Source organism: Xanthomonas bromi, assembly GCF_900092025.1.
GTDB classification, from domain to species: Bacteria; Pseudomonadota; Gammaproteobacteria; order Xanthomonadales; family Xanthomonadaceae; genus Xanthomonas; species Xanthomonas bromi.
This window is the reverse complement of the sequence record NZ_FLTX01000039.1, coordinates 88,236-114,315: the sequence shown is the minus strand read 5'-3', so window position 1 is coordinate 114,315 and position 26,080 is coordinate 88,236. Positions and strand designations below refer to the sequence as shown.

Here is a 26,080-nt window from a genome sequence, read left to right as displayed (position 1 = left end):
AAGAGTGGAGCAGCTTCATCGTGAAACCAGGCCGAGGATGTCGTTGTAGAACGCCAGTCCCATCAACCCGGCCAGGACCGCCAGGCCGACGTATTGTCCGGCAATCATGGCCCGTTCGCTGATCGGGCTGCCCTTGATCAACTCGATAAGGTAATACAGCAGGTGCCCCCCGTCCAAGATCGGGATGGGCATCAGGTTGATGATCGCCAGGCTGAGCGACAGCAATCCCAAGAAATACAGGAACCAGTCGAGCCCGCGTTCGGCCGAGGCATTGGCGGCGCGCGCGATGGTGACCGGACCGGAAATGTTCTTGACCGAGGCCTGGCCAGTCAGCATGCGCTTCATCATGCCCAACGAATCGGCGGTCATCCGGCCGGTTTCGCGGATCGCGGCCGGCACGGCGGCGAACGGCCCGTACTGCTGGCGGCTATCGTATTCCGGCGCCGCGGCGGCCGCGAACCCCACGCCCAGCCTCCATTGGCCATCGGGCGACTTGCGTGGGGAGACTTCCAGCGCCAGCCGGTCGTCCTTGCGTGCGACCTCGATCATGCCGGTGCCGCCCTGTGCGCCCAGCGCCTGGAGTTGGGCCGACACTTCGCTGGCCGAGCGGATCGTCTGGCCATCGATGGCCACGATGCGATCTCCCGGCTTCAGAAGGCCATCTGCCGCCGAGCCGGCCACTACCTTGTCCACCACTGGCGGCTGCAGCATGAATTGCCAGCCGATGCCGGCCAGCGTGGCCACGCGGCGTTCGTCGAAACCAGCCGGCAATTGCGACAGACGCAAGGTGTGTTCGCTGCTGCTCGCCGTGTCGGAGGCGGTCAGGACGCGGACATCGTGCTTGTCCATTGCCGCGGTGGTGAACTGCATGCTGGCGTCGCTCCAGCTGCTGACGCGACGACCGTCGATGCGCACGATGCGCTCGCCCGGATTCAGCCCGGCTTCGGCGGCCAGCCCATCGGCGCGGCCGATGGTGGCCGAATAATCCTGCTTGCCCACCACGAACATCGCCCACAGCATCGCCATACACAGCAATAAATTGGCGATTGGGCCGGCGGCCACGATGGCGATGCGCTGCCACACGGTCTTGCGATTGAAGGCCTGATCCTGCTCGGCCGGATGCACCTCGCCTTCGCGTTCGTCCAGCATTTTGACGTAGCCGCCCAGCGGAATCGCGGCAACCACGAACTCGGTGCCGTGGCGGTCGCGGCGCATCCACAGCGGTTTGCCAAAGCCCACCGAAAAGCGCAACACCTTGACCCCGCAGCGACGTGCGACCCAGAAATGCCCGAATTCGTGGAAGGTCACCAACACGCCCAGGCTGACGATCATCCACCAGACCGAACCGATGAAGTCACCCATGTGTGCAGCTCGCGTGCGTGGATCGATCAGGCATGAAGGGCGTGGTGGGCGAGGGCGCGTTCAGTGATTTGCCGGGCTTGCGCATCGGCAAAAAGCAGAGTGTCGAGAGAGTCGGCATTGTGCCGCGGAAGCGTTGTCAGCGTGTGTTCGACCAACGCAGGGATCGCTAGGAAACCCACCTGGCCCTGAAGAAACGCTGAAACAGCCACTTCGTTGGCCGCGTTCAGGATCGCCGGCGCGGTGCCGCCGGCCCGCAATGCGTCCCAGGCCAGGCGCAGACACGGGAACGCGGCGGTGTCCGGGGCCTCGAAATCCAGTCGGCCCTGGCTGAGCAGGTCCAGCCCGCCGACCCCGGATTCGACCCGCTCCGGCCAGGCAAGGCCAACCGCCAGGGTGGTGCGCATGTCCGGCAGGCCAAGCTGGGCGAGGGTAGAGCCGTCCACGAATTCCACCAGCGAATGCACCAGGCTTTGCGGGTGCACCAGTACATCGATCTGCTCGCCCGGCAGGCCAAACAGATGATGCGCCTCGATCACTTCCAGGCCCTTGTTCATCAGGGTCGCCGAATCCACCGAGATCTTCGGCCCCATCGACCACTTGGGATGCGCCACGGCCTGCGCAGGCGTGACCGCCGCCAGCGCGGCACGGTCCCAGCCACGGAACGGGCCACCGGAGGCGGTCAGGATCACCCGCCGCACGCCGCGGCTGGCGTCGCAGGAGCGCAGGCATTGGAAGATGGCGCTGTGTTCGCTGTCGATCGGGATGATTTCAGCCCCGGCAGCGGCTGCGGTGCGGGTCAGCAGCTCGCCGGCCAGCACCAGCGATTCCTTGTTGGCCAGCAGCAAGCGCTTGCCGGCGCGGGCCGCGGCCAGGGTGGACGGCAGTCCGGCCGCCCCAACAATCGCCGCCACCACGGTGTCGCAGGCGTCGCTGCCGGCCAGCGCGTCCAGCGCTTCGACGCCGGCATGCGGCTGGGTCGCCAGGCCGAGCGCGCGCAGGCCGTCGCGCAGCGCCGGGTACTGCGCGTCATCGGCGATCACCGCGTGCGCAGGCCGGTGGGTGGCGCATAGCGCCAGCAGGTCCTCGACCTTGCTGCCGGCCGACAGCACGCTGGCGCGCAGCCGCTCGGGGTGACGCGCGATCACGTCCAGCGCCGATGCGCCGATCGAGCCGGTGGCGCCGAACACGGCGACCTGACGAAGAGGAGAGCCAGCCATGCCTAGAATCCGAGAATTTCCTTGCCGAGTGCGAACACCGGCAGGGCGGCGAGCACGCCGTCGATGCGATCCAGCACGCCGCCGTGGCCTGGGATCAGGGTGCCCGAGTCCTTGGCGCCGGCGTGGCGCTTGAGCAGGCTCTCGAACAGATCGCCCAGCACCGACGCCAGCACCGCCAGCGCCGAGACCATGACCAGCTGCGGCACATGCGCCAGCGTCAGCCCGGCCAGCCAGCCGAACGCGCAGGCAACCGCAATACCGGCGAGCATCCCGCCGATCAGGCCTTCGATGGTCTTGTTGGGGCTGATGCGCGGTGCCAGCTTGTGCTTGCCGAACGCGCGGCCGGCGAAGTAGGCGCCCGAATCGGCCGCCCACACCATGGTCAGCGCAGTCAGCAGCCACAGGTTGCCCTTGTCCGGGTTGGCGTGCAGCAGCACCAGCGCCGCCCATGCCGGTAGCACCGCCAGGGTGCCGGCGGCCAGTTTGAGTGCACGCGCGTGGCCGTTGCCATGATCGGCGCCGAAGGTGAAAAAGCGCAGCCACAGCAGCGCCAGCACCCACCACACCACACCGACCAGCGCGGCGATCCGAAACAGCACCATGGAGCCGGCCGAGGCCCACACCATCAGCACCATCACTAGCAGATTGAGCATCAGCAGCACGGTACGCGGCAGGCTGTCGTCGATGCCGGAGAGCTTGAGCCACTCCCACAGGCCGATCAGGAACAGGACCGCCGACAACGCTGCCAGCCATTGGGTGGGCAGCAGGACGATCGCGCAAATCGCGAGCGGCGCCATGATCAGCGCGGCAATCACGCGGGTCTTGGTCATGCGGAGGAACTCTCCGTCGCCTTGCCGGCGATCTGTGCGCTGGTCAGGCCGAAACGGCGTTCGCGCCCGGCATAGTCGTCCAGCGCCTGCTGCAACACGCCGGCATCGAACTCCGGCCACAGGGTTTCGGTAAACCACAGCTCGGTGTAGGCCAGCTGCCACAGCAGGAAATTGCTGATGCGGGTATCGCCACCGGTGCGGATGAACAGATCCGGCGCCGGCAGGTCGGCCAGGGCGACCCGGCTGGACAGCAGGGCCTCGTCGATCTGCTGCGGCTGCAGCCGGCCGGCGGCGACGTCTTCGGCCAATGCGCGCGCAGCTGCTGCGATGTCCTGGCGGCCGCCATAGCTGGCTGCGATGCTCAGCACCAGCCGCGCGTTGGCAGCGGTGCTGCGCTCGGCGCCGGCCATGCGGTCGCGCAGCGGTGCGGCAAAGCGGCTGCGATCGCCGATGAAGCGCACCTGCACGCCGCGCCGCTGCAGCTCTTCGACCTCGCGGTCGAGCGCGTGCAGGAACAGTTTCATGAGCGCGTCGATCTCATCCTGCGGACGGCCCCAGTTTTCGCTGGAGAACGCGAACAGGGTCAGCGCCGAAACGCCTTTTTCCAGGCAGAAATCGATCGTGCGATTGACCGCGCGCGCGCCGGCGCGGTGGCCGATCACGCGCGGACGACGCCGACGCTGCGCCCAACGCCCGTTGCCATCCATGATGATGGCAATGTGGCGCGGGATCGCGGCAGCAGAGGGGACTGGATGCATGGCAGGCGATGCCACGATCAGACCGTCATCAATTCCTGTTCCTTGCCCTTGACGACCTCATCCACATCCTTGATCGCCTTGTCGGTGAGCTTCTGGATATCGTCTTCGGCGCTGCGCGCTTCGTCTTCGGTGACGGCCTTGTCCTTGAGCAGATCCTTGACCTGCTGGTTGGCATCGCGGCGGATGTTGCGAATGGCCACCTTGCTGTCTTCGCCTTCGCCATGCACGGACTTGCTGAGCTCCTTGCGGCGCTCCTCGGTCAGCGGCGGCAGGTTCAGACGGATCACGGTGCCGACCACGGTCGGGGTCAGCCCCAGATCCGAGGCGTAAATGGCTTTTTCCACGTCCTTGATCATGCCCTTGTCGAACAGGCTGATGACCAGCGAGCGGCCTTCGGACACGCTGATGCTGGCGACCTGATTCAGTGGCGTGTCGGTGCCGTAGGCCTTGACCTTGATGCCGTCCAGCAACGCCGGCGAGGCACGGCCGGTACGGATGGTGGTCAGGGAATGGCGCAGAGCATCGATGCTCTTGGTCATGCGCGTCTGCGCGTCTTGTTTGATCTGGGTGAGCATCGCCGGAATCCGTGTGGAGCTGAATCCGGGGATTATAGCCGGGACTGAGGTTTCACGACTTGCGGGCCGTCAGGACCCGCGCAGCCGGTTCACTTGCCGACCCTGTTGACGCCGAGTGCCCGGGTTGGAGATCGCCGCACAGCGTGCGGCACTGCGCCTGTGCGATTCCCCAATCCGGATTCCCGAAACTCAGCTACGTCCCTGCACCAGCGTGCCGATCTGCTCGCCGCGCAGGATGCGCAGCAGCACGCCGGGCTCGCTCATGCCGAAGATGCGCAGCGGCAAATCGCTGTCGCGTGCCAGCGCGAACGCGGCGGTGTCCATCACTTCCAGTCCCTGCAGGATGACCTCGTCGTAGGTCAGGCTGTCGTAGCGCACCGCGTCGCTGTGCTTCTTCGGGTCCTTGTCGTACACGCCATCGACCTTGGTTGCCTTCAGCAGCAGGTCGGCACCGATCTCGATCGCACGCAGCGCGGCGCCCGAATCGGTGGTGAAGAACGGATTGCCGGTGCCGGCGGCGAAGATCGCGATACGGCCCTTTTCCAGGTGACGCATGGCGCGGCGACGGATGAAATCCTCGCAGACGTCGTTGATCTTGATCGCGCTCATCACGCGCACCTTGGCGCCGAGCTTTTCCAGCGCATCCTGCATGGCCAGCGCATTGATCACCGTGGCCAGCATGCCCATGTGATCGCCGGTGACGCGGTCCATGCCGCTGGCGGCCAGGCCGGCACCGCGAAAGATATTGCCGCCGCCGATGACCAGTGCCACCTGCGCGCCGGCCTGCTGGGCTTCGATCACTTCGTGCGCCAGCCGATTGATGACCTTGGGGTCGATGCCGTAATCCCCGTCTCCCATCAGCGCCTCCCCGGAAAGTTTGAGAAGAATGCGGCGATAGGAAAGTTCGGACATGGGGGAGGGCCTCGGGGTAGGGGATCGGCAAACGCCGGCAATTCTAGCGGATGCCCGTCACCTGGCGTGGTAAAAATTCCTTTGTTGGCGGCTGCCTGACCGGTTGCTCAGTGCGCGCGCGGGTTCGGCGGCGTTGGTACTTCGGTCGCATCGTACGCGGTGACGCGGTTGCGGCCGCGATGCTTGGAGCGATACAGCGTGCTGTCGGCGGCCTGCAATAAATGTTCGATGCTTTCGAACTGGCGCTCGACACCACCGTGCGTGGCCAGGCCCGCCGAGAAGGTGATATGCAGCGGGCCGCCGGGCAGTTGCGCCATCGGCGTGCGTGCAGTTTCGGTCAGGATGCGTTCGATCACCGTCAGCGCCGCATCGGCGGGCGTATTGGGCAGGATCACCAGAAATTCTTCGCCGCCGTAGCGTGCGACCAGATCGCTGGTGCGCACCATGCGCTGCAAGGTTTGCGCGAAGTTGCGCAGCACTTCGTCGCCGACCAGGTGCCCGTGCGCATCGTTGACGCGCTTGAATTCGTCCAGGTCGATGAAGGCGATCGACAGCGGCCAGCTCTGCCGCGAGGCCAGTTCGAACTCATGCGTCAGCGCGGTGTCGAGCTGATGCCGATTGAACAGCCCGGTCAGTGCATCGCGGCTGGCCTGCTCGGCCAGGTGACGCATGCGGTTTTCCGATTCGTCTGCATGCCGGCGCGCTTCGGCAACATCCTGCAATTCGCGCAGGCTGCGCAGCATCGCCAGCTCGCGCGCCTGCTCGAAGATCATCTGGATGTGCTCGGGCTGCGGCACGCGGATATCGAACAGCGCTTCCAGTTCCGGCAGCGATTCGGCGATGCGTTCGATCACTTTCTCGAAGCGTTCGGCGTCCAGTTCCAGCACGTCCTGGGCCTGCCGCTGCGCACGTTCGGTGGCAGTGACGGCGCTGGCGGAGAGCCAGATGTCGGCCAGGTGTCCGGATAGGGCCACGCAGGCCATGAAGGGCTCCAGGCTCGCCGGCTCTTCTTCGCTTTGTGCGATCGCATTCTGCAGATACGGCGGCAACTGCCATTGATGCGCCAGCCACGCACCGACTTCGGCATGGGTGGCACCCAGATGTTCGCGTTCGGCTTCCAGCAGCGATGCATTGTCGGGTGCCTGCTCCAGCAGCGGCGCGTACGCCTCGGGCGCGCCTTGCAGCAATGCGAGTTTGCCGATGTCCTGCAGCAGGCCGGCCAGCATCAATTCTTCCGGCTTGCGGATGCCGTAGGCCTGGCCAAGGATGCGGCTGGCCAGCGCGCACAGGCCGGCGCGGCGCCAGATGCGCTCATGCAACGGGTGTGCGATGAAGGTGCTGCGTACGCCATGCACCATCGAAAACCCCAGTGCCAGGCTCAGGGTCGCGTTGAGGCCGAGCATGGTCAACGCCTGACCAAGGTTGTCGATGCGGCGGCGGCTGGCGTAGAGCGGCGAATTGGCCACCCGCAGCATGCGCGCGCTCAATGCCATGTCCATGCTGATGACGTTGGCGGTCGTGGTCATGTCTACATCCGGGTCCTGCGCAAGTTCGATGATGCGCAGCGCAACGCCGGGCGGCGATGGCAGGTTACGGCAGTAGTGCAGGGCGGCCTGGAGATCTGGTTGCATGAGTCATCGCCGACAGTGACCGCCAGCATACAGTCGCGGTCGTTGAGTGGGAGGCGCCATGCTCCGCCATCGCCGCGCAGCAAAACATGCGTGATGGACGCCAAAAGCCTGGTCGGCATTCAAAGGTAACGGCAACACCGATGAAATCTGTAGGGTTGAGGTCGCTTGCTGCTGTGTCGTATGCGTTCGCTTCAGGTTCGTGCCGTGTTGTGGATGGGCAACGTGCAGGCAAAAAAAACCGCGGCATGCCGCGGTTTTTTTCTGAGCGGTGAAGAATTAGGCCAAACCGGCCTGCTTCATCACTTCGGCGGCGTAGTCTTCCACCACCTTCTCGATGCCTTCGCCAACGGCCAGGCGCTGGAAGCCGATCACGTCGGCACCGGCGGCCTTGACTGCCTGCTCGACGGTCTGATCGGTGTTGAGCACGTACGGCTGGCCGTACAGCGTCACTTCGTTGACGATCTTGCTGATCTTGCCGCTGATGATCTTTTCCAGGATCTCGGCCGGCTTGGACTTGTCCTTCTCGGACATCTTGGCCAGTTCGATTTCCTTTTCCTTGGCAACGAATTCGGCCGGAACATCGGAGGCCTTGACGTGCGGCGGGTTCATCGCAGCGACGTGCATGGCGATGCCGCGTGCCAGCTCGACGTCGCCACCCTTCAGCTCGACCAGCACGCCGATCCGGCCGCCGTGCACATAGGCCGCGACGTTGTTGGCGCTGTCGAGACGGACCAGGCGACGCACCTGCAGGTTCTCGCCAACCTTGGCGATGACCGCAGCGCGACGCTCTTCGATGGTCTCGCCGCTGTCGAGCTTGACGCTCTTGAGCGCGTCGGCATCGGCGACGTCGGAGTTCAGTGCAGCGTTGGCGACGACTTCGGTGAAGGCCAGGAAGTTCTCGTCCTTGGCGACGAAGTCGGTCTCGGAATTGACTTCGACCAGAACGGCCTTGCCGCCGGCCTGTGCGGTGGCGATACGGCCTTCGGCGGCAACGCGGTCGGCCTTCTTGTCGGCCTTGGCCAGGCCCGACTTGCGCAGCCACTCGGCCGCGGCGTCGATGTCACCTGCGTTTTCGACGAGTGCCTTCTTGCACTCCATCATGCCGGCGCCGGTGCGCTCGCGCAGTTCCTTGACCAGGGAAGCAGTGATTTCCATGGAATTACCTCATATGGACGAATGCGTGCGGCGGAAGTGATTCCGCCAGTAGGAGACGGTGCAGCATGCCGCCGCCCCCGTAGATGTAGTCAGTGGCCTCAACGACGGGCCGTGATGGCACCGTCGGGGCTGCGGCCGCACAGCATGGTGCGGCCGCATTGCATGCCGATTACTCGGCAGCCGTGGCGTCGGCCTTCTTCTCGCCCTTCTTGGCCGGAGCGCGACGGCCCTTGCCTTCGTCGGCGCCTTCGGCCGAGAACTCTTCTTCGCGCACCGACGCCGAGTTCGGCGCAGCGGCCTTGCCTTCCAGCACGGCATCGGCAGCGGCACGTGCGTACAGCTGCACGGCGCGGATGGCGTCGTCGTTACCCGGGATGGCGTAGTCGACCAGGGCCGGATCGTAGTTGGTGTCGACCACGGCGATCACCGGGATGCCGAGCTTCTTGGCTTCCTTGATGGCGATGTCTTCATGGCCGATGTCGATCACGAAGATCGCGTCGGGCAGGCGGTTCATTTCCTTGATGCCGCCGAGCGAGGCGTCCAGCTTTTCGCGCTCACGACGCAGGCCCAGCACTTCGTGCTTGACCAGCTTTTCGAAGGTGCCGTCGGTTTCAGCGGCTTCCAGTTCCTTCAGGCGGGCGACCGACTGCTTGACGGTGCGGAAGTTGGTCAGCGTGCCGCCGAGCCAGCGCTGGGTCATGAACGGCATGTTGCAACGCTCTGCTTCTTCCTTGATGGACTCGCGCGCGCTGCGCTTGGTGCCCAGGAACAGCACGGTGCCGCGCTTCTGCGCGATCGAGGAGAGGAAGTTCATCGCGTCGTTGAAGAGCGGAACGGTCTTCTCGAGGTTGATGATGTGGATCTTGCCGCGCGCGCCGAAGATGTACGGCGCCATCTTGGGGTTCCAGTAGCGGGTCTGGTGGCCGAAATGGACGCCGGCTTCCAGCATCTGACGCATGGTGACTTGGGGCATTGCAGTAACTCCGTAAGAGCGGAATCGCCGTGCGCGGCTTGTTGTTGCAAGTCCGCACAGGGACTGCGCGGTTCTTGCGAGCAACTCGCATCAAAACGCACAAGATTCCGGGGTTGGGCTTCCCTGTTGCCTCCGCGACGAACCCCTTGTGAGGGCACCCCGGCGCGGATGGCGGCAGCAGGTGTGAATTCGTCGGTGACGTCCGACGTGGACGACGCAATGCGTAAGAGACGCAAAACAGCCGGCGGAGTATAGCCGTCTAGGGGGCATGGTGCAATTGGCGGGAAGCGGGAAGCCTAGTTCACCTGAACATGCACAGGTCCAGAAGCGATCAGCCACCGCACAGCGCTCTACCAATTCCCGATTCCCGATTCCCCATTCCCCATTCCCCATTCACGGTTCACGGTTCACGGTTCCAAGGCCAACGTACTCTCGATATCGCTGTTGATACGCACCACAAAGCGGCCGCTGCCCGCGGGCAGGTTGGCGGGCAAAGCCCATTGGCGTGTCTGCCCGGCTAGCACGTAGCCGGCGAGGTCGTCGCGGATGCGGCGGCGGGTGCCGCCGGCATCGATATAGGCCAGATCAGCCAGGCGCGCATGGCTGAGGCCGGAGTTATAGATCCGCAAAGTACGCTGGCTGCCTTGTCCGGCCAGGGTGGCCTGCAGTGCCGGTTGCGCTGCGCTGGGTTGGCTGGGCAGTGCAAACACCGGAGTGGAATAGCGCAGCAATTCGCTCTCGTTGCCGATGGCGTGCTGGGTGACGACGAGTCGGTAGCTGTCTTCGGCGTGGGCGGGGCTGGGGCCGAGTCGGATCACGCGCAGCAGCTGTCGGCCCTGCGACGGTATTTCGAAATGCGACGGGCTGACGGTGGCGCCGGTGGCCGGCTCGAGCAGTTCGCGCTCGCCGTTCTGGCGCCAGCGGTAGAGCTTGGCGTCTGCGCGCCATGGCTGCGCGGCCTGGTTGTAGAGCCAGACGGTGGCCTGATCGCTGTCGGCCGGAATATGCGCAGTGGTCGGAGCGATGGCGATCTCGGCAGCGCTGGCGGCGCCGCTTCCCGCGACGCAGGCCAGGGCCAACACCGAAGCCAGCAGACCGCGAACGTGGCGGGGCGTGGTCATGCTCAGAATGCGATGGTGGTGATGCGCGCGCTGCCGGCGGACGTCGGCCCGGCGAGTGCGGCGGCGTCCTGGCCGGTGCTGGTGACGTAAGGCACTTCGCTGCCGGCCGGCTCGGCGATCGCCATCGGCGTGCCCCGGGAACAACTGGCGCGTGGCGGCGTGGTCCGCAATTCGCAGCCACTGAGCAGGCGCAGGCCGATGTGCAGTGTGGAATTTTCCGGCCCCAGCCCGGTGGCCGCGCTTGCCGCAGTAGAGGCCGCGGCGCAGGCGAAAGCAACCAAAGCCAAGCGCTTCAGGAGAGTGACCAGTGTCATGAAGGCAATCGTTTGCATTGGAGACGTAACAAATAGCGACGTGCCCATAGCGAACTTTATTAACTGTCAGTAAGTGATGGAGACCGTCACCGTGTCGTTGTAGGCCCCTGCGATGGGCAGTTGCGAGGCGGCCGCACGCCCGTAGACGGTGACCGTCTGGGTCCCGCCGTTGCCGGTGCCGGCCAGCGTATCCACGCCGATCGTGGCGCCCCAGAGGTTGGCGCGCCCGGCATCCCGGTAGAGTTGGTAGGCGACATAGTTGGCGCTGGAGGCATGGCGCATGCGTCGGGTGCCGCCGCTGGCGTTGACGCCGTTGTCCAGGCCGATGTTCCAGGCGGTGCGGTTGGTGCAGGCCAGGCTGATGGTGGAGGTGCGGTCGATGGCGGTATTGATGCTGCCGGCGATGCTGCCGAAATCCAGGTCGGTGGTGACATAGGTGTTGCAGCGTGCCGGCACGTTGGCCGAGGCGGTGAAGGGGAACGCGTTGCTGGCGGTCTTGCTGCCGGTGCCACCGGCCGTACAACTGCTCGGCGCCGGTGGGACGCCGATGACGCTCTCGTTGTAGGAATAGCGCAGCACCGTGTCGGTGCCGCCGAACGTGCTGGTGTGGTTGCCGATCGACAGGATTTGATTGGTTGGAATGCGCCCGTACAGCGTGACGCTGGTGGTCTGCGAGCCGCCGGTGATCACCGGGACGCCGTACGACAGCGTCAATAGAACCGGTGAGGGAGTGGTCGATGCGGTGGCGCCCCAGACCTGGGTGCGTGAGGCATTGCTATAGATCTGGAAGTCCAGGCTGTCGCTGGTGGAGTTGCGCATACGGCGCGGCGCATACAGGCCGCCACTGGCGCTACCGGGCCCCAGATCCAGGCACAGGCTCACCTGCGCGTACCCCAGGACGCTGAGCGCGGCGGTCGCACAGGAGACGTTGAGCGTTGCCACCGCATCGGTGGTGCCATTGGCGGCGACATTGCCGAACGCCAGCGTCGTGCCCAGGGTGGCCGTGCAGGTGGTGTCCGCCCGCGCCGCCTGGCTGGGCGCAAGCCACAGGGTAGCGAGGGTCAGCGCCAGCAGCAGGCGCCAAGGTGCGTACCTGGTCATGGCGCTTTCTGCTCACCCACACAGGGCAGCGGACCGATACGCGGAATTCCGCTGGGATTGGAGGGATAGACGAACTGTGCGGTGCAGCGCCCCTCCGGCAATTCGACCAGGAGGCGGTTGTCGTGCTGCAGGTTGTCCAGATAGGTTTCGCCGTCGTAGCCGACCACCACGCGCTCGGCGTCGCCCTCGCGCTGCACCACGCTGCCGACCGGCAACGGCACGCCTTGCGCATCGTGCAGCACGATGATCGCCGCGCGCACGCGGGTGATGCCAAAACGCACCGCCACCCCGGATTGCTGGCGCGGGGTGACGGCGGTATCGACGCGGTCCACACGCAGATCTGCCGGCAGGTTCAAGGTATCGATCGACAATTGATTGCGTTGCCACGATTGCAGGGGTGTCACCAGCAGCATGCCACGAGCGTCGGTGACGCCGATCAGGCGATTCTCCAGCCGGACCGGAATGCCGGCCTGGCCGTCTGTGGAGACCACCGCGAACGCATCCTGGATATCGCGTGCGGCGAAGCCGCGACCGTTCATCCACACCAGGCTGCCACTGGCGCTGGCATAGCCAAAGCTGTCGCCGCCCTGATTGGCCGCGCCGAGGTTGTAGCGGCCGATCCGATTCAACCAGCCCAGCTCGGCCAGCCCGCCACTGGCATCGTCGCCGGCGCGTCCCTGCACGCGCCAGCCGATGCCGCCCAGGTCGCCGTCGCCGGGCAACGGCTGGCTGACATCGGCGACGAATCCGGTGCGGTTGCCGTTGCGCTGCATCGATGCGCTGGCCTGGCGCAACTCGCCGAAGGTAGTTGACAGCGACAGGTACAGGCTGCGATCGCTGTGGACGTCCAGATTTTGATTGCCGGACAGGTTGGCGGCCCAGTTGCGCCCGAAACTGCGCGACCAGAACAGGCTGGCGTAGCGCGAGGTCTCGCCCTGCGGATAACTCAACCGCACGTAGCTGGTGCCCAGCGAGCCGATCTGATTGACGTTGACGCCGAACACCGCGCGGTCGCTGATGCGTGCCGGTAACGCGCCTTGCAGCGCACCCAGGTCGCGGTAGTCGCCGTGGGTGCGCTGGGTGGCCAGATTGAGGTTGAAACGCCGGTTATTCCAGGCGTAGCCCAGCACGTACTGGCCGCCCCGCAGCGCGTCCATCCGGCTGTGCGCGTAGGCGGCGTTGAACACACCGCCCACGCCAAGCAACCACACACCGCCGGCACCGGCATTGACCACGCCACCGCCGGCTTCGGCATGCGCTTCGATGGTGACGTCCTCGCGCAGGCCTTTGCGCAAGGTGGCGCTGGCCACGGTGCGCGATTCGTAGGAAAACGAGCGCACGCCATAGTCCTGGCGCAGGTGGCCAATGCCGGCCGACCACTCAGAAATGCCGCGTGCCAGCAATTGCGGCGTGCCGTAGAACGCAAAGTCCAGCCGACGCACCTGGCCGAAGGCATCGGTCACCACGATCTGCGCCTGGCCGGTGCCGCTGATGCCCGGTTGCGCGGCCAGTTGGAAGGGGCCGGCAGGCACCTGGCCGCTGTACTGGCGCAGGCCATCGACGTAAAGCTCCACGGTCGATGGCACCACCGCTTCGCCCAGGAAGCTGGGCGTCGGTGTCAACACGCGGTACGGCTGCAACGCGTAATTGCGGCCGACCTGCACGCCGCCCAGGCGGATCGAGCGGCTCCAGTCCACAAAGCCACTGTAGAAGTCGCCGACGGTGAGGCTGGTGGCGCTGTCGGGAAAATCCATCTGCCAGGCGCTGTCCAGGCGCACCGCTTCACTGCGCCAGCGCCCGTCCTGCGGTCTGTCGTAGGCCAGGAACACGGCGGTGGTGTCGATCATGCCGCGACCGATGCCGAAGCCGCGCAGTTCGGTCGCCAGCGACACGTTGCTGGAGCCGGTGTTGCGCGTGGCATAGAGGTCGTAATTGATCAGCACGCCGGGCGAAGCGATAGCGCTCGGCGGCGCGATTTGTTCGGCCTTCAGGACCGTGGTGGAGAGCGACAGTTGCGCCAACGGCACCTGCAGCGCGAGCCGCTGCAGCGCGGCGTCGTAACGCACTTCCACATCGGGCAGTCGGTCCAGGTCGATCAGGTCCCCGGCAGCGCGGTCGGCCAGGACGAAGCCCAGCTTGCGCAGCGTTTCGACCGAGCCACGCAGGTGGCCGTCGATCAGTTCGAACGGCGCCAGGCCGCGGTCGGCCTGATTCAGGGTGACGTCCAGATACAGCGTCTGCGGCAAGGCCGCAGCGCTTTGCTGCGCCTGATCCGGGAGCGTTGTCATATCGGCCAGGTCGCCGGAGGCGCCGTAGGCCAGGCTGGTGGCGGTCGCGAGCAGCGTCATCGCCAGCCGCCCCGCATCACGGCGCCGCAGGCGCTGCCAACAGGGTGCGTTCGTCCGCCTCACCATTGATCCTTGCGATGATGGTGCCGTGCCCGAACTGGGCCAGCGGTGCGCCCAGCGACCAGCGCATGGTCTGGCCGGCCAGCACATAGCCGACCAGACCGTTCAATGCGGTTTTGGTCGCCCCATCGACCTGATGCCGCAGGTCGGCGACCTGGGCGTGTCCATCGCCGGTGTTGCTGATCTGGATCTGCGCATTGCCGTCGCTGCCGGCGACCACCTGAGTGCGCAGGATCGGCATGGGCTCGGTCTTGCCGGGCGGCAGCACGAAGATCGGCACCGAGTAGCGCAGCACGAACTGCATGCCCTTGCGATCGGCATCGGCGTTGGGCAGTTCGTCGACGATGATGCGGTAACAGGCTTCCTGGCCGGTAGGCGCAGGTCCGGCGCGAATCACCCGGATGAGCTGGCGTTCGCCAGCGGCAAGGGTGCGCATCGGTGGGCTGATCAGCAGGTCCTGGGTCGGATCGAGTTGGTCCTTGCCATCGGTCTGTGTCCAACGATAGGCACGGGTCTGCACCTGTACCGGCGCACCGCCGCTGTTGCTCAGCCACAGTCCGTCAGCGGACTGCTGCGCGCTCAGCGTCAGCGAGGTCGGCGCCAGCTGCAGGCTGGCGGCGTGCGCGGCCTGCAGCGACCACGCACCGGCCAGCGCCAGAAGCACGCGTAGTCCGGTCGGAGCCAGCCAAGTCGGCAGGCGTGATGACGGCTGGTGCAGTGTCATGCGCGGGCTCAGTAGACAATCGTTGCGGTGATCGTATCTTGGTAGCTACCGGTGGCGGGATTGTTGGCGGACGGGTTGGTCACACGGCCGTAGACCGGGTAGACCTGGTTGATGCCGGTCGCGGTGCGGCTCAGCGTATTGGTGCCGCTGGTGCTGCCCCAGACCGTGCTGCGTCCCAGGTCCTGATACAGCTGGTAGGCAATGAAGTTGTTGGTGGTGACCAGCGGGTCGGCATTCTTCATCCGGCGGGTGGTGACGTCGTTGGCGGTGCCGGCATTGCTGCCCGCGCTCAACGCGATGTTGTACGGAGTCAGCGCGGTACACTGCGCGGTCACGCTGCCGTTGGCGTCGGCATTGGCGGTCGAGGTCGAAAGCACCGAGCCGAAGTCGACGTCCGTCGCAGAGGCTGCGGTGATCGTGCAGGCCTTGGTGACGGCGATCTTGACATTGAATGTGGTGGTATCTGCTGCAGTGGCAACGCCAATGGTCGACAGCAGGCCGAGGGACAGCAGGACAGGGCGGGCAGTGCGCATGGACATTTCCTTGACCGAACTGGTCATTTGAGGCGACGGGATGTCGTGCTGAAGGCAATGCATCAGCCGTGCCATTAATTAACGCCGCTTTCACATGACTCTAAAGTCCCTTTGGCAAGCCTTTTTGCCGAAGTGCGGCGCCCATTGCTTGACGTCGGTCGCCATCGAATTGGCGGAGGTTGCGCGGGTTCACAAAGATCTCCGCGCCCGCGCCAGATTGCTGTTCTCCCGCCCGCTTGCAGCACGTAGCACCTCGGGCGTTCAGATTCAGCCCGAATCGGCGATAATCGCGGCCATGAGCGTCAATCTAAAAACCAAAGAAGAAATCGAACTGATGCGCGTCGCTGGCCGCCTGGCCGCCGAAGTGCTCGATGTCGTGGCTCCGTACGTTCAACCGGGCGTGACCACTGCCGAGCTGGACCGTATCTGCCACGACCACATCGTCAACGTGCAGGGCACCATTCCTGCCAACGTGGGTTACCGCGGCTTCCCCAAAAGCGTGTGTACCTCGGTCAATAACGTGATCTGCCACGGCATCCCGAGCGCAGCCAAGGTGTTGAAGGACGGCGACATCGTCAATATCGACGTCACCGTCATCAAGGACGGCTGGCACGGCGATACCAGTCGCATGTACTACGTCGGGACCCCGTCGGTGATGGCCAAGCGCCTGGTCGACACCACGTATGAAGCGATGTGGCGCGGTATCCGGGCGGTCAAGCCGGGCGCCACGCTGGGCGATGTGGGCCATGCCATCCAGAAGTTCGCCGAATCCGAGCGCTTCAGCGTGGTGCGTGATTACTGCGGCCACGGCATCGGCAAGGTCTATCACGACGAGCCGCAGGTGATGCATTACGGCCGTCCGGGCGAAGGCCTGGTGCTCAAACCGGGGATGACCTTCACCATCGAACCGATGATCAACGAAGGCACCTATCACCATAAGACGCTGCCGGACGGCTGGACCGTGGTCACCAAGGACCGCAAGTTGTCTGCGCAGTGGGAACACATGGTGGCGGTCACCGAAGACGGCGTGGACGTGCTGACGCTGTCGGCCAATTCGCCCGCGCCGGTATGACGGACGCGCCGGCGGAGCGACCCGACCCGGGTGTCGCCGGCGACGCGGAATGGGCCGCACAGGCCCGTCCGCTGCTGGTGCACGCGGACACGCGCCTGTGCAAACGTTTCGATCAGGGCGAGCCGATCGAGCGGCTGGTCGCGTTGCGCGCACGCGCAGTCGACCAATTGATGCGTAACGCCTGGACCCGCTGCATTCCGGCCGATAGCGGTTTGTCGCTGCATGCGGTCGGCGGCTACGGGCGTGGCGAACTGTTCCCGCGTTCGGATGTGGATGTGCTGGTGCTGGGCGAAAGCGCGGCCCAGCAGCAGCATGAGCAAAACTTGGCGCGCCTGTTCGCGCTACTGTGGCATGTGGGTCTGCCAATCAGCCACGCGGTGCGCTCGCCCGCGCAATGCACGGTGGCCGCGGCCGACCAGACGGTGCTCACCGCGCTGATCGAATCGCGCGCGCTGGTGGCCGATGCCGCCGCGCGCGCTGCGCTGGCGACGGCGATCGCGCCGCCGCAGGTGTGGCCGCCGCGCGACTTCTTCCAGGCCAAGCGCGAGGAATTGCTGGCGCGCCATCAGCGCTTCGGCGACACCGCCGATAATCTCGAACCCGACATCAAGGATGGCCCCGGCGGTCTGCGCGATCTGCAGACGCTGGGCTGGATGGCCTTGCGTGCGTTCGGGGTCAAGGACCTGGAAGCCTTGGTCGGGCTGGGCCATGTCGGCTGCGACGAAGCAGCCGCGCTGCGCCGCGAACGCGAAGCGCTTGCCCGTCTGCGTTTCGGTCTGCACATGGTGGCCAACCGACCGGAAGAGCGCCTGCGTTTCGATTATCAGAAGACCCTCGCCGAGCGGCTCGGGTTTGCCGACGACCTGGAAAGCCTGGGCGTGGAAAAAATGATGCAGCGCTTCTACTGCAGCGCTGCATTGATTCGCCGCATCAGCGACCGGTTGTTGCAGCGCTTCGAAGAACAGTTCGATGGCGAAGCGACGCCCGAACCGCTCGGTGGCGGCTTCAGCCTGCGTCGCGGCTATCTGGCTGCCGATGCAGAGAGCTGGCCGGGCGGCGATGTGTTGCAGGTGTTCGCGCTGTTTGCGCAATGGGCCGCGCATCGCGAGGTGCGCGGGCTGCATTCGCTGACCGCGCGCGCGCTGGCCGAGGTACTGCACAACCTGCCGGCTTACGAGGTTGCCGATGCCATTGCCCGCGAACGCTTCATGTCGCTGCTACGCGGCCCGCGTGCGGTGGAAACGCTCAATCGCATGGCGCGGCTGGGCGTGCTGGGGCAGTGGATCCCGGCATTCGCCAGCGTTTCCGGACGCATGCAGTTCGACCTGTTCCATGTCTACACGGTGGACCAGCACACCTTGATGGTGCTGCGGAACATCGCGTTGTTTGCCGCCGGGCGCGCCGACGAGCGTTTCTCGATCGCGCATGAAGTGTGGCCGCGCCTGCGCAAGCCGGAATTGCTGCTGCTGGCCGGGCTGTTTCACGACATTGCCAAGGGCCGCGGCGGCGATCATTCCGAACTGGGTGCGGTGGATGCGCGCGCGTTCTGCCTCGCGCATCGCCTCAGTCAAGGCGATACCGAACTGGTGACCTGGCTGGTGGAGCAACACTTGCGCATGTCGGTCACCGCGCAGAAGCAGGACATTTCCGACCCGGAAGTGATCCACCGTTTCGCCACCCTGGTCGGCACGCGCGAGCGTCTGGATTACCTGTATCTGCTGACCTGCGCCGACATCGCCGGCACCAGTCCCAAGCTGTGGAATGCATGGAAAGACCGGTTGTTGGCGGATCTGTATTTCGCTGCGCGCCGCGCCTTGCGCGAAGGCCTGGAGCACCCGCCGCCGCGCGAAGAACGGCTCCGCGAAGCGCGCGAATCCGCACGTGCGCTGATGCAGGCGCAAGGCCATGACGATGCCACCATCGACCGGCAATTCGCCGGCATGCCGGACGAGAATTTCCTGCGCTTCCGGCCCGAGCAATTGGCCTGGCAGGCCGCCGCGCTGATCGAAGTGGACATCGGCCAGACCCTGGTCAAGGCGCGTCGCGCAGTGCCTGACAACGATGCGCTGGAAGTGTTCGTGTATTCGCCCGACCGCGATGGGCTGTTTGCGGCCATCGTGGCCACGCTCGATCGCAAGGGCTACGGCATCCATCGCGCACGCGTGCTGGACGCGCCACATGACGCAATCTTCGACGTGTTCGAAGTATTGCCGCAGGAAACATACGCCGACGGCGACCCGCAGCGACTGGCGGCAACGCTGCGCCAGGTGCTCGCCGGCGACCTGCAGAAGGTGCGCCCGGCACGGCGCGCAGTGCCACGCCAGTTGCGGCATTTCCGCTTCGCACCGCGGGTGGAATTCAGCGAAAGCGCCGGTGGCCGCCGTACCCGCATCAGCCTGGTCGCACCCGACCGCCCGGGCCTGCTCGCCGATGTCGCGCATGTGTTGCGCATCCAGCACCTGCGCGTGCACGACGCGCGCATCGCCACCTTCGGCGAGCGCGCCGAAGACCAGTTCCAGATCACCGACGAGCACGCCCGCCCGTTGTCCGAATCCGCCCGGCAGGCCCTGCGCGATGCGCTGTGCGCCTGCCTCGACCCCGTCTAGCACTCCGGAGACCCCCATGGCCACCAGCAAGAAGACTGCGCGCACGTCCAGCGCGACCACCACCCACGCAGCGTCCAAGCCCGCGGGTGCTGCGCGCGGCAAGGCCGCCAAGGCGTCGGTCGCTGCCGACTCCAAGCCAGTTGTTGGCGTCGGCAAGAAGCGCGCTACGGCTGGCGCTCCCGGCAAGAAATCCGTTGCGCCTGGCGCAGCAGGCCAGAAGACCGCTGCAAGGAAGGCGGTCGGCAAGACCGCGGCGTCCGCCGCGCCGCGCATGACCACGCAGCCGACCAAGGTGGTCTCTGCGCCGGCCGGCAAGAAGACGGCTGCTGCAAAGAAACTACCGCTCGCCGAGCAGGCCGTGCACAGTGCCGCAACGCAGGTCGGCAGCGACGAACTGAAATTCGGGATCGAAAGCGCGTTCGAACGTCGCGCGATGCTGACCCTGGACGAGATCGACGGCTCCACCCGCGCCATCGTCACCCGCGTGATCGACGGCCTGGAAAGCGGCGAATTCCGCGTCGCCGAGCCGGACGGGCAGGGCGGCTGGACCGTCAACGCGTGGTTGAAGAAAGCCGTGCTGCTGTATTTCCGCGTCAACGAGATGGCGGTGATCGATGCGCAGCCGGCGCCGTTCTGGGACAAGGTGGAATCGCGCTTTGCAGGCTTCCATGAAGCCGAATTCCGCAAGGCCGGCGTGCGCGTGGTGCCCGGCGCGGTGGCGCGTCGCGGCAGTTACTTCGGCAAGGACGTGGTGCTGATGCCGAGCTTCACCAATATCGGCGCCTACGTCGGCGAAGGCACCATGGTCGACACCTGGGCCACGGTGGGGTCGTGCGCGCAGATCGGCAAGCATTGCCATCTGTCCGGCGGTGCCGGCATCGGTGGCGTGCTCGAACCGCTGCAAGCCAGCCCCACCATCATCGAAGACCATTGCTTCATCGGTGCACGCTCGGAAGTGGTCGAAGGCGTGGTCATCGGCCATCACAGCGTGATCGGCATGGGCGTGTTCATCGGCCAGAGCACGCGCATCTATAACCGCGCCACCGGCGAGAGTTCCTATGGGTACGTGCCACCGTACAGCGTGGTGGTGTCCGGCCAACTGCCCTCCAAGGATGGATCGCACTCGCTGTATTGCGCGGTGATCGTCAAGCAGGTGGATGCGAAAACGCGCAGCAAGACCAGCGTCAACGAGTTGCTGCGTGGGCTTGCGGATTGAGCACGGCACGCCCGGCCACCGGCGCGATGTTGTCGCGTGCTGCCAGTGGTTGGGCGCGCTGGGGTATTCCGGCCATCTGGCTGGGATGGGTCGCGGTCTATGTCGCAGGCTTGTTGCTGCGCGACGGCGCACCGCGGCAGGGAGAGGTCCTGCGTTGGCTGGTGCCGGCCCTGATGGTGGTGTTGACGGTGCGGCAGGTCTGGTGTTCCCGGCGGTGGGCGCAGGTGCGCGATGCAGGCGACGCGCTGGAGATCGCGCAGCACGGACGCGTTCGCCGCGTGGACCTTGCCCATCTGCGCGCGGTGGACGCTGCCTGGCTGGTCCCGCCGGTGCGGCTCGCGCTGACATTGCACGGCGAGCACGACGCCGTGGTGTTCCTGCCGGCACGCGAGCAAGACCATCATCAATTGGCAACCATGCTGCAGGCGCGTGCGAGCGCGCGCCGGGCAGCTGAAGCGAGTACGACATGACCACGCTCTACGGATTGAAGAACTGCGACACCTGCAAGAAGGCCACCAAGTGGCTGGACCGTTTCGGGGTCGCCTATACGTTTGTGGATTACCGCGACAACAAGCCCTCGCCCGAGACGCTGCTGGAGTGGGCCGGCAAGGCCGGCGGATTCGATGCCTTGATCAACACGTCTTCCACCACCTGGCGGCAGTTGCCCGACAACAAGAAGTCGCCCGGCTCGGAGGCGGAGTGGAAACTGTTGTTGCGCGAATACCCGCAGCTGATTCGGCGGCCGGTGGTCATCACCGACGATGGCGCCTTCAGCCAGGGCTTCTCCGACAATGGTTTCAAGCAGCGCCTGGGTATCGGGTGACGCTGCGGCCGTACCGCCACGACGACTGGTCGGCGCTGTGCGCCGTCCACGATGCTGCGCGTCAGGACGAGTTGCGGCAGCCGGGCTGGCGGAGGCCTTCCTGCCCTTGTCGGTCGCCGCCGAGCGTGAGGGCTTGTTCGTCCACTACCGGCTCTGCGTCGCAGTGCTGGACGAACGGGTGGTCGGATTCGTCGCCTACGACGCGCACGAACTGGCCTGGCTGTACGTCGCGCCAGACGTGCGCCGCCGCGATGTCGGCACAGCGCTGGTCGATGCGGCCAAGCAGGCGCATCCCATGGGACTGACGTTGGAGTTGCTGGAAGGGAATCGTGCAGCGCAGGCGTTCTATCGACGCTGCGGTTTCGTGGAGACAGGCAGTCATCGCGGTCGGATGCCGGGCAACGAACGTTTTATGGTCAGCGTGTGGACGCTGCGGTGGCCTGGACGGCATGCCGAAGAAGGCACTGCCGAGCCGACCTTGTGATGACTGAGAGGCAATGACATGAACGATGTGCTGGAGTTGACCTGCGATCTGCTCGCCCGTGCGTCGGTCACGCCCGACGATGCCGGCTGCCAGGCACTGCTTGCAGAGCGCTTGACTGCCGCAGGCTTCGCCTGCGAACACCTGCGCCTGGGGGATGTCGACAATCTGTGGGCCACGCACGGCAGCGGTGCACCGGTGTTGGTGTTACTCGGGCATACCGACGTGGTGCCGCCCGGTCCGCGCGAGGCGTGGACCAGCGATCCGTTCGCACCGCAGATCCGCGATGGCGTGTTGTACGGGCGCGGCACGGCCGACATGAAAGGCAGCGTGGCCGCGTTCGTTGTCGCCGCCGAGCAGTTCGTTGCCGCGCATCCCACGCATACCGGCACGCTGGCAGTGTTGCTGACTTCGGACGAGGAGGGCGATGCCATCGATGGCGTGCGCCGAGTCGCAGACCTGTTTCGCGAACGCGGGCAGACGATCGACTGGTGCATCACCGGCGAGCCGTCGTCCACCGAGCGCTTGGGCGATCTGTTGCGCGTCGGCCGTCGCGGCAGCTTGTCCGGCACGCTGATCGTCAAGGGTGTGCAGGGGCATGTGGCGTACCCGCACAAGGCGCGCAACCCGATCCATCTGGCAGCGCCTGCGCTGGCTGAATTGGTCGCGCGGCAATGGGACGACGGCTTCGAAAGCTTCCCGCCGACCAGCCTGCAACTTTCCAACATCCATGCCGGCACCGGCGCCAACAACGTGATTCCCGGCGAGCTGCAGGTGGCGTTCAATCTGCGCTACACCCCGCATTGGGATGCGCCGCGGCTGGAGGCCGAAATCACCGCACTGCTCGATCGGCATGCGCTGGACTACGCGCTGCGCTGGCATCGCAGCGGCGAGCCGTTCTACACCCCGGAAGGGCGGTTGCGCAGCGTCGCGCGTGAGGTGTTGGGCGAGTTCGCCGGTGCGCCGCCGGAAGAGAGCACTGGTGGCGGCACTTCCGATGCGCGCTTCATTGCACCGCTGGGCGCGCAATGCATCGAAGTCGGCCCGGTCAATGCCAGCATCCATCAGGTCGACGAGCATGTGCGCGTGGCCGATCTACAAGCACTGCCAGCGCTGTATCGCACGCTGATCGAGCGCTTGCTGGTCGGGTGAGCGGACAACGCACACGCTGTCGTTGCCGCTGAAACAGTTGCGTCGGTGAAACCGAACGGTTAGCTTCGGTCGCATGGTCATTCGACTCGCCAACCTCAATAACGCCAACCGCAACAACCTGCGCGCCAATAATCGTGCGCGGCCGCTGCGGGTCTGCGACTAGGCGAAGTACACCAAACGCCCAGGAATCAGAAAACCCGCATCGGCCGATGCGGGTTTTTTTTATGGGTGTCATTTCCGTGCAGCACGCTATTTCACCGGCCGCCAACCCCCGCAGTTCTTCAGGAGTGTTTCCATGTGTTCCATCTTCGGTATTTTCGGCCTGCAACCCGGTGACGACCTGCGGGCATTGCGCCGGCAGGCGCTGGAATGTTCGCAGCGGCAGCGCCATCGCGGGCCCGACTGGAGCGGCGTGTACGTCGATGCCGGGGCCATCCTGGTGCACGAGCGCCTGGCCATCGTCGACCCGGCCGGCGGTTCGCAGCCGTTGCTGTCCGAAGACGGGCAACTCGCGCTGGCGGTCAATGGCGAGATCTATAACCATCGCGAACTCAAGGCCGAGCTGCTGCAGCCGTACGCGTTCCAGACCGCCTCCGATTGCGAAGTGATCAATGCGCTGTACCGCGAGGATGCGCCGGCTTCGTATCTCAACCGCCTCAACGGCATCTTCGCGTTCGCGCTGTGGGACAAGGCCGCCGGGCGGGTGATCATCGCGCGCGATCCGATCGGCGTGGTGCCGCTGTACTGGGGCCACGACCGCGAAGGGCGGCTGCGGGTGGCCTCGGAGTTGAAATCGCTGGTGGACCATTGCGCCGATGCCGCGCAGTTTCCGCCGGGCCATTGGTACGACAGCGCCACCGGTGTACTGAGCCGTTACTACGAACGCGCCTGGCGCGACTATGGCGAGGTGGAAGGCGTGCAGGTGGAACTGCAGGAATTGCGCGAAGCCTTCGAGCGTGCGGTGCATCGTCAGCTGATGACCGACGTGCCGTATGGCGTGCTGTTGTCGGGTGGATTGGATTCTTCGTTGGTCGCGGCCGTCGCCGCGCGCTACGCCCGTCACCGCATCGAAGAAAACGACACCACCGAAGCCTGGTGGCCGCGCTTGCACTCGTTCGCGATCGGCTTGAAAGGCTCGCCCGACCTGGCTGCGGCGGAGGTGGCCGCAGCAGCGCTGGGTACCGTGCACCACGGCTTCGAATACACCTTCGAAGAAGGTCTGGATGCGTTGCCCGACGTCATTCGCCACATCGAAACCTACGACGTCACGACCATTCGCGCCTCCACACCGATGTTTTTGCTGGCACGGCGGATCAAGGCGATGGGCGTCAAGATGGTGCTCTCCGGCGAGGGCAGCGATGAAATCTTCGGTGGCTACCTGTATTTCCACAAGGCGCCGAACGCGCGCGAATTCCACGAAGAGCTGGTGCGCAAGCTCGACGCGCTCAACAACTACGATTGCCTGCGCGCGAACAAGTCGATGATGGCCTGGGGCGTGGAGCCGCGTGTGCCGTTCCTGGATCGCGAATTCCTCGACGTGGCGATGCACATGGACGCTCGTTTCAAGATGATCGACAAGACCAGCAGCGGCGCCGCGCGCATGGAAAAGGGCGTGCTGCGCGAAGCATTTTCCGGCTATCTGCCCGAATCGATCCTGTGGCGTCAGAAAGAGCAGTTTAGCGACGGCGTCGGCTATGGCTGGATCGACGGGCTGAAGGCGCATGCCGCAGCGAACGTGAGCGACCGTGAACTCGCCGCCGCCGACCGACGCTACCCGGTCAACCCGCCGCAGACCAAGGAGGCCTATTTCTATCGCACCTTGTTCGAGCAGTTTTTCCCAAGCCAGGCAGCAGCAGAAACGGTGCCTGGCGGCAAGTCGATTGCGTGTTCCTCGCCGACGGCGATTGCCTGGGATGCGAGTTTTGCCGCAATGGCCGACCCATCGGGCCGCGCGATTGCAGGGGTGCACGAGCAGGCACTGGCCTCGTAATGCCGCGATAAGGGCAGCGGCCGGCGTGCATTGTCGCACCGCCGGCCGCTGTGCTTCGTGCACGTGGCTTACTGCTCGTGGCGCACGCAGTAACCGTAACGCTGCGGTTCGATATCCACACCCGCTATCTCGGCCTGGTTGTTGCGCCACAGGTTCGGCTTGAAGTCGGCGGCGCTGCAGTTGGCCGCACGGTCCACCCCGATGGTGTAGGTAAACGGCGTGTTGACGAAGCGGTTGTTCTCGAACACGTTGTCCTGGCTCATGCTGTTGTCCCAGCACAGGATTTCAGGCGTGCGATAGCGGACCGCGCAGGCCAGGAACACACCGGCCACCTTGTTGCCATCGAACTGATTGTTGCTGAAGCGATTACCTCGCGCATCCGACAGATAGATGCCCTGGCTGCCATTACGCTCGAAGCGGTTGTTACGGATCTCGCTATCTTCCAGGTGTTCGGTAGTCAGGCCTGCGGCCACGTTATCGTGGATGTAGTTGTTGACCATCGTGACCTTGGCGGTGCGGTTGAACGAAACGCCGTCCCAGATGGCACCTGACACATCGTTGTTTTCGATGGTGATCTCGCGCGTATCGTACTCGCTCAGCAGGCAGGCGCTGCGGCACTTGTTGACCTGCAGGCCGGCAAGCCGGATGCCTTGCCCGGATCGCACCACCACCGCGCTATTGCTCAGGTACGGCCGCTCCGGCATGAACTCCTTGTCGCCGGTGCTGGCGACGATCTGCATGTCTTCGATGCTGACATTGCGGATCACACCGGTGGGCTGCTGGTTTTCGTAATCGCCGACCACCAACACTGGCTGCTGCACGCCATCGGCCATGCGCACCACGGTGCTGGGGCCCTGGCCGCGCAGGGTGAGATTGCCGCGATGGATCGACACCAAACCGTTGAGCGGAAATTCGCCTTTTTCCAGGCAAAGCACTGACGGCTTGTCGCTTTGCGGCAGTTTGTCGATGGCTTTTTGCAGGTCCTGGCCAGGACGTACTTTGGCGGTGCAGGCAGCCACAGGCGCATCCGGTGGGCCGGATTCGGCTGGCGGCGCTGCCGAGCAGGCAGTGGCAAACATGAGTGGCAACAGGGCGGAAACGGAGCGGGCAAGCAAGGGCATGCGGA

General features: G+C 65.3%; 24 protein-coding genes. 8 read left to right on the top strand and 16 right to left on the bottom strand.

Annotated elements, in window-relative coordinates:
- Window positions 1-15: 15 nt before the first annotated feature.
- The 15 genes from rseP to XBLMG947_RS12770 all read right to left on the bottom strand — a co-directional run bounded on the left by rseP (window position 16) and on the right by XBLMG947_RS12770 (window position 15,614).
- Window positions 16-1,362: an RIP metalloprotease RseP gene (gene rseP / locus XBLMG947_RS12840; protein WP_065469062.1), complete on the bottom strand. Its 1,347-nt coding sequence runs from the start codon at window positions 1,360-1,362 to the stop codon at window positions 16-18.
- A 26-nt stretch (window positions 1,363-1,388) separates the two neighbouring features.
- Window positions 1,389-2,579 carry a 1-deoxy-D-xylulose-5-phosphate reductoisomerase gene (locus XBLMG947_RS12835; RefSeq protein WP_065469061.1) on the bottom strand — a complete coding sequence of 397 codons (1,191 nt, stop codon included), beginning with the start codon at window positions 2,577-2,579 and terminating at the stop codon, window positions 1,389-1,391.
- A 2-nt stretch (window positions 2,580-2,581) separates the two neighbouring features.
- Window positions 2,582-3,409 (bottom strand): phosphatidate cytidylyltransferase, encoded by an 828-nt coding sequence (locus XBLMG947_RS12830; protein ID WP_065469060.1) that lies wholly within the window; start codon window positions 3,407-3,409, stop codon window positions 2,582-2,584.
- The gene (uppS, locus tag XBLMG947_RS12825) at window positions 3,406-4,167 is read right to left on the bottom strand and encodes a polyprenyl diphosphate synthase (RefSeq protein ID WP_065469059.1); all 762 of its coding nucleotides are present in this window, start codon (window positions 4,165-4,167) and stop codon (window positions 3,406-3,408) included. The genes XBLMG947_RS12830 and uppS overlap by 4 nt, the downstream gene beginning before the upstream one ends.
- 17 nt (window positions 4,168-4,184) lie before the next feature.
- A complete protein-coding gene (gene frr, locus XBLMG947_RS12820; protein WP_039412023.1) occupies window positions 4,185-4,742 on the bottom strand; it encodes a ribosome recycling factor in 558 nt (185 codons plus the stop codon).
- Between the two features lie 189 nt (window positions 4,743-4,931).
- Window positions 4,932-5,654, bottom strand: a complete 723-nt coding sequence (pyrH, locus tag XBLMG947_RS12815) for a UMP kinase (RefSeq protein ID WP_064509070.1) — start codon at window positions 5,652-5,654, stop codon at window positions 4,932-4,934.
- Between the two features lie 107 nt (window positions 5,655-5,761).
- Entirely contained in the window at window positions 5,762-7,285 is a 1,524-nt protein-coding gene (locus XBLMG947_RS12810; RefSeq protein WP_065469058.1) for a sensor domain-containing diguanylate cyclase, read from the bottom strand.
- A gap of 276 nt (window positions 7,286-7,561) precedes the next feature.
- A complete protein-coding gene (tsf, locus tag XBLMG947_RS12805) occupies window positions 7,562-8,440 on the bottom strand; it encodes a translation elongation factor Ts (protein WP_065469057.1) in 879 nt (292 codons plus the stop codon).
- 169 nt (window positions 8,441-8,609) lie between these two features.
- Complete coding sequence (gene rpsB, locus XBLMG947_RS12800) at window positions 8,610-9,413, bottom strand: 30S ribosomal protein S2 (protein ID WP_065469056.1); 804 nt, start codon at window positions 9,411-9,413, stop codon at window positions 8,610-8,612.
- 407 nt (window positions 9,414-9,820) lie between these two features.
- Entirely contained in the window at window positions 9,821-10,534 is a 714-nt protein-coding gene (locus XBLMG947_RS12795; RefSeq protein ID WP_065469055.1) for a fimbrial biogenesis chaperone, read from the bottom strand.
- Window positions 10,535-10,536: 2 nt separating this feature from the next.
- Window positions 10,537-10,866, bottom strand: a complete 330-nt coding sequence (locus tag XBLMG947_RS12790) for a hypothetical protein (protein WP_065469054.1) — start codon at window positions 10,864-10,866, stop codon at window positions 10,537-10,539.
- A gap of 48 nt (window positions 10,867-10,914) precedes the next feature.
- Window positions 10,915-11,949: a Csu type fimbrial protein gene (locus XBLMG947_RS12785; protein ID WP_065469053.1), complete on the bottom strand. Its 1,035-nt coding sequence runs from the start codon at window positions 11,947-11,949 to the stop codon at window positions 10,915-10,917.
- Window positions 11,946-14,297 carry a fimbria/pilus outer membrane usher protein gene (locus tag XBLMG947_RS12780; protein ID WP_065469052.1) on the bottom strand — a complete coding sequence of 784 codons (2,352 nt, stop codon included), beginning with the start codon at window positions 14,295-14,297 and terminating at the stop codon, window positions 11,946-11,948. The genes XBLMG947_RS12785 and XBLMG947_RS12780 overlap by 4 nt, the downstream gene beginning before the upstream one ends.
- A 16-nt stretch (window positions 14,298-14,313) precedes the next feature.
- Window positions 14,314-15,081: a fimbrial biogenesis chaperone gene (locus XBLMG947_RS12775; protein ID WP_065469051.1), complete on the bottom strand. Its 768-nt coding sequence runs from the start codon at window positions 15,079-15,081 to the stop codon at window positions 14,314-14,316.
- Between the two features lie 8 nt (window positions 15,082-15,089).
- Window positions 15,090-15,614, bottom strand: a complete 525-nt coding sequence (locus XBLMG947_RS12770) for a Csu type fimbrial protein (protein ID WP_065469083.1) — start codon at window positions 15,612-15,614, stop codon at window positions 15,090-15,092.
- 295 nt (window positions 15,615-15,909) lie between these two features.
- Between XBLMG947_RS12770 and map the strand changes: the two genes are divergently transcribed.
- The 8 genes from map (at window position 15,910) to asnB (ending at window position 24,954) form a co-directional block, all read left to right on the top strand.
- Window positions 15,910-16,686 carry a type I methionyl aminopeptidase gene (gene map, locus XBLMG947_RS12765; RefSeq protein ID WP_024744144.1) on the top strand — a complete coding sequence of 259 codons (777 nt, stop codon included), beginning with the start codon at window positions 15,910-15,912 and terminating at the stop codon, window positions 16,684-16,686.
- A complete protein-coding gene (locus XBLMG947_RS12760) occupies window positions 16,683-19,292 on the top strand; it encodes a [protein-PII] uridylyltransferase (protein ID WP_065469050.1) in 2,610 nt (869 codons plus the stop codon). The genes map and XBLMG947_RS12760 overlap by 4 nt, the downstream gene beginning before the upstream one ends.
- A gap of 16 nt (window positions 19,293-19,308) precedes the next feature.
- Window positions 19,309-20,508, top strand: a complete 1,200-nt coding sequence (gene dapD / locus XBLMG947_RS12755; RefSeq protein WP_065469049.1) for a 2,3,4,5-tetrahydropyridine-2,6-dicarboxylate N-succinyltransferase — start codon at window positions 19,309-19,311, stop codon at window positions 20,506-20,508.
- Window positions 20,505-20,978, top strand: a complete 474-nt coding sequence (locus XBLMG947_RS12750) for a hypothetical protein (protein ID WP_065469048.1) — start codon at window positions 20,505-20,507, stop codon at window positions 20,976-20,978. Before dapD ends, XBLMG947_RS12750 begins: the two co-directional genes overlap by 4 nt.
- Window positions 20,975-21,331: an arsenate reductase gene (locus XBLMG947_RS12745; protein WP_065469047.1), complete on the top strand. Its 357-nt coding sequence runs from the start codon at window positions 20,975-20,977 to the stop codon at window positions 21,329-21,331. The genes XBLMG947_RS12750 and XBLMG947_RS12745 overlap by 4 nt, the downstream gene beginning before the upstream one ends.
- A 106-nt stretch (window positions 21,332-21,437) precedes the next feature.
- Complete coding sequence (locus tag XBLMG947_RS21630; protein ID WP_245228184.1) at window positions 21,438-21,815, top strand: GNAT family N-acetyltransferase; 378 nt, start codon at window positions 21,438-21,440, stop codon at window positions 21,813-21,815.
- Between the two features lie 18 nt (window positions 21,816-21,833).
- Entirely contained in the window at window positions 21,834-22,964 is a 1,131-nt protein-coding gene (gene dapE / locus XBLMG947_RS12735; RefSeq protein ID WP_065469046.1) for a succinyl-diaminopimelate desuccinylase, read from the top strand.
- A gap of 295 nt (window positions 22,965-23,259) precedes the next feature.
- On the top strand, window positions 23,260-24,954 hold the full coding sequence (asnB, locus tag XBLMG947_RS12730) for an asparagine synthase B (RefSeq protein ID WP_065469045.1): 1,695 nt from the start codon (window positions 23,260-23,262) through the stop codon (window positions 24,952-24,954).
- A gap of 68 nt (window positions 24,955-25,022) precedes the next feature.
- Here asnB and hpaM read toward each other — a convergent pair whose 3' ends face one another.
- Window positions 25,023-26,075: a type III secretion-associated outer membrane-bound protein HpaM gene (gene hpaM / locus XBLMG947_RS12725; protein WP_065469044.1), complete on the bottom strand. Its 1,053-nt coding sequence runs from the start codon at window positions 26,073-26,075 to the stop codon at window positions 25,023-25,025.
- Between the last annotated feature and the right edge of the window lie 5 nt (window positions 26,076-26,080).

Excerpts from the sequence above, each read along its gene's own strand:
- rseP (WP_065469062.1), bottom strand. The coding sequence starts at position 1,362 with ATGGGTGACTTCATCGGTTCGGTCTGGTGGATGATCGTCAGCCTGGGC.
- XBLMG947_RS12780 (WP_065469052.1), bottom strand. The coding sequence starts at position 14,297 with ATGACGCTGCTCGCGACCGCCACCAGCCTGGCCTACGGCGCCTCCGGC.
- XBLMG947_RS12770 (WP_065469083.1), bottom strand. The coding sequence starts at position 15,614 with ATGCGCACTGCCCGCCCTGTCCTGCTGTCCCTCGGCCTGCTGTCGACC.
- dapD (WP_065469049.1), top strand. The coding sequence starts at position 19,309 with ATGGCCACCAGCAAGAAGACTGCGCGCACGTCCAGCGCGACCACCACC.
- XBLMG947_RS12835 (WP_065469061.1), bottom strand. The coding sequence starts at position 2,579 with ATGGCTGGCTCTCCTCTTCGTCAGGTCGCCGTGTTCGGCGCCACCGGC.
- rpsB (WP_065469056.1), bottom strand. The coding sequence starts at position 9,413 with ATGCCCCAAGTCACCATGCGTCAGATGCTGGAAGCCGGCGTCCATTTC.
- XBLMG947_RS12785 (WP_065469053.1), bottom strand. The coding sequence starts at position 11,949 with ATGACCAGGTACGCACCTTGGCGCCTGCTGCTGGCGCTGACCCTCGCT.
- XBLMG947_RS12745 (WP_065469047.1), top strand. The coding sequence starts at position 20,975 with ATGACCACGCTCTACGGATTGAAGAACTGCGACACCTGCAAGAAGGCC.
- map (WP_024744144.1), top strand. The coding sequence starts at position 15,910 with ATGAGCGTCAATCTAAAAACCAAAGAAGAAATCGAACTGATGCGCGTC.
- asnB (WP_065469045.1), top strand. The coding sequence starts at position 23,260 with ATGTGTTCCATCTTCGGTATTTTCGGCCTGCAACCCGGTGACGACCTG.
- XBLMG947_RS12760 (WP_065469050.1), top strand. The coding sequence starts at position 16,683 with ATGACGGACGCGCCGGCGGAGCGACCCGACCCGGGTGTCGCCGGCGAC.
- dapE (WP_065469046.1), top strand. The coding sequence starts at position 21,834 with ATGAACGATGTGCTGGAGTTGACCTGCGATCTGCTCGCCCGTGCGTCG.
- tsf (WP_065469057.1), bottom strand. The coding sequence starts at position 8,440 with ATGGAAATCACTGCTTCCCTGGTCAAGGAACTGCGCGAGCGCACCGGC.
- uppS (WP_065469059.1), bottom strand. The coding sequence starts at position 4,167 with ATGCATCCAGTCCCCTCTGCTGCCGCGATCCCGCGCCACATTGCCATC.
- XBLMG947_RS12830 (WP_065469060.1), bottom strand. The coding sequence starts at position 3,409 with ATGACCAAGACCCGCGTGATTGCCGCGCTGATCATGGCGCCGCTCGCG.
- XBLMG947_RS12775 (WP_065469051.1), bottom strand. The coding sequence starts at position 15,081 with ATGACACTGCACCAGCCGTCATCACGCCTGCCGACTTGGCTGGCTCCG.
- XBLMG947_RS12790 (WP_065469054.1), bottom strand. The coding sequence starts at position 10,866 with ATGCAAACGATTGCCTTCATGACACTGGTCACTCTCCTGAAGCGCTTG.
- XBLMG947_RS12795 (WP_065469055.1), bottom strand. The coding sequence starts at position 10,534 with ATGACCACGCCCCGCCACGTTCGCGGTCTGCTGGCTTCGGTGTTGGCC.
- XBLMG947_RS12810 (WP_065469058.1), bottom strand. The coding sequence starts at position 7,285 with ATGCAACCAGATCTCCAGGCCGCCCTGCACTACTGCCGTAACCTGCCA.
- hpaM (WP_065469044.1), bottom strand. The coding sequence starts at position 26,075 with ATGCCCTTGCTTGCCCGCTCCGTTTCCGCCCTGTTGCCACTCATGTTT.
- pyrH (WP_064509070.1), bottom strand. The coding sequence starts at position 5,654 with ATGTCCGAACTTTCCTATCGCCGCATTCTTCTCAAACTTTCCGGGGAG.
- frr (WP_039412023.1), bottom strand. The coding sequence starts at position 4,742 with ATGCTCACCCAGATCAAACAAGACGCGCAGACGCGCATGACCAAGAGC.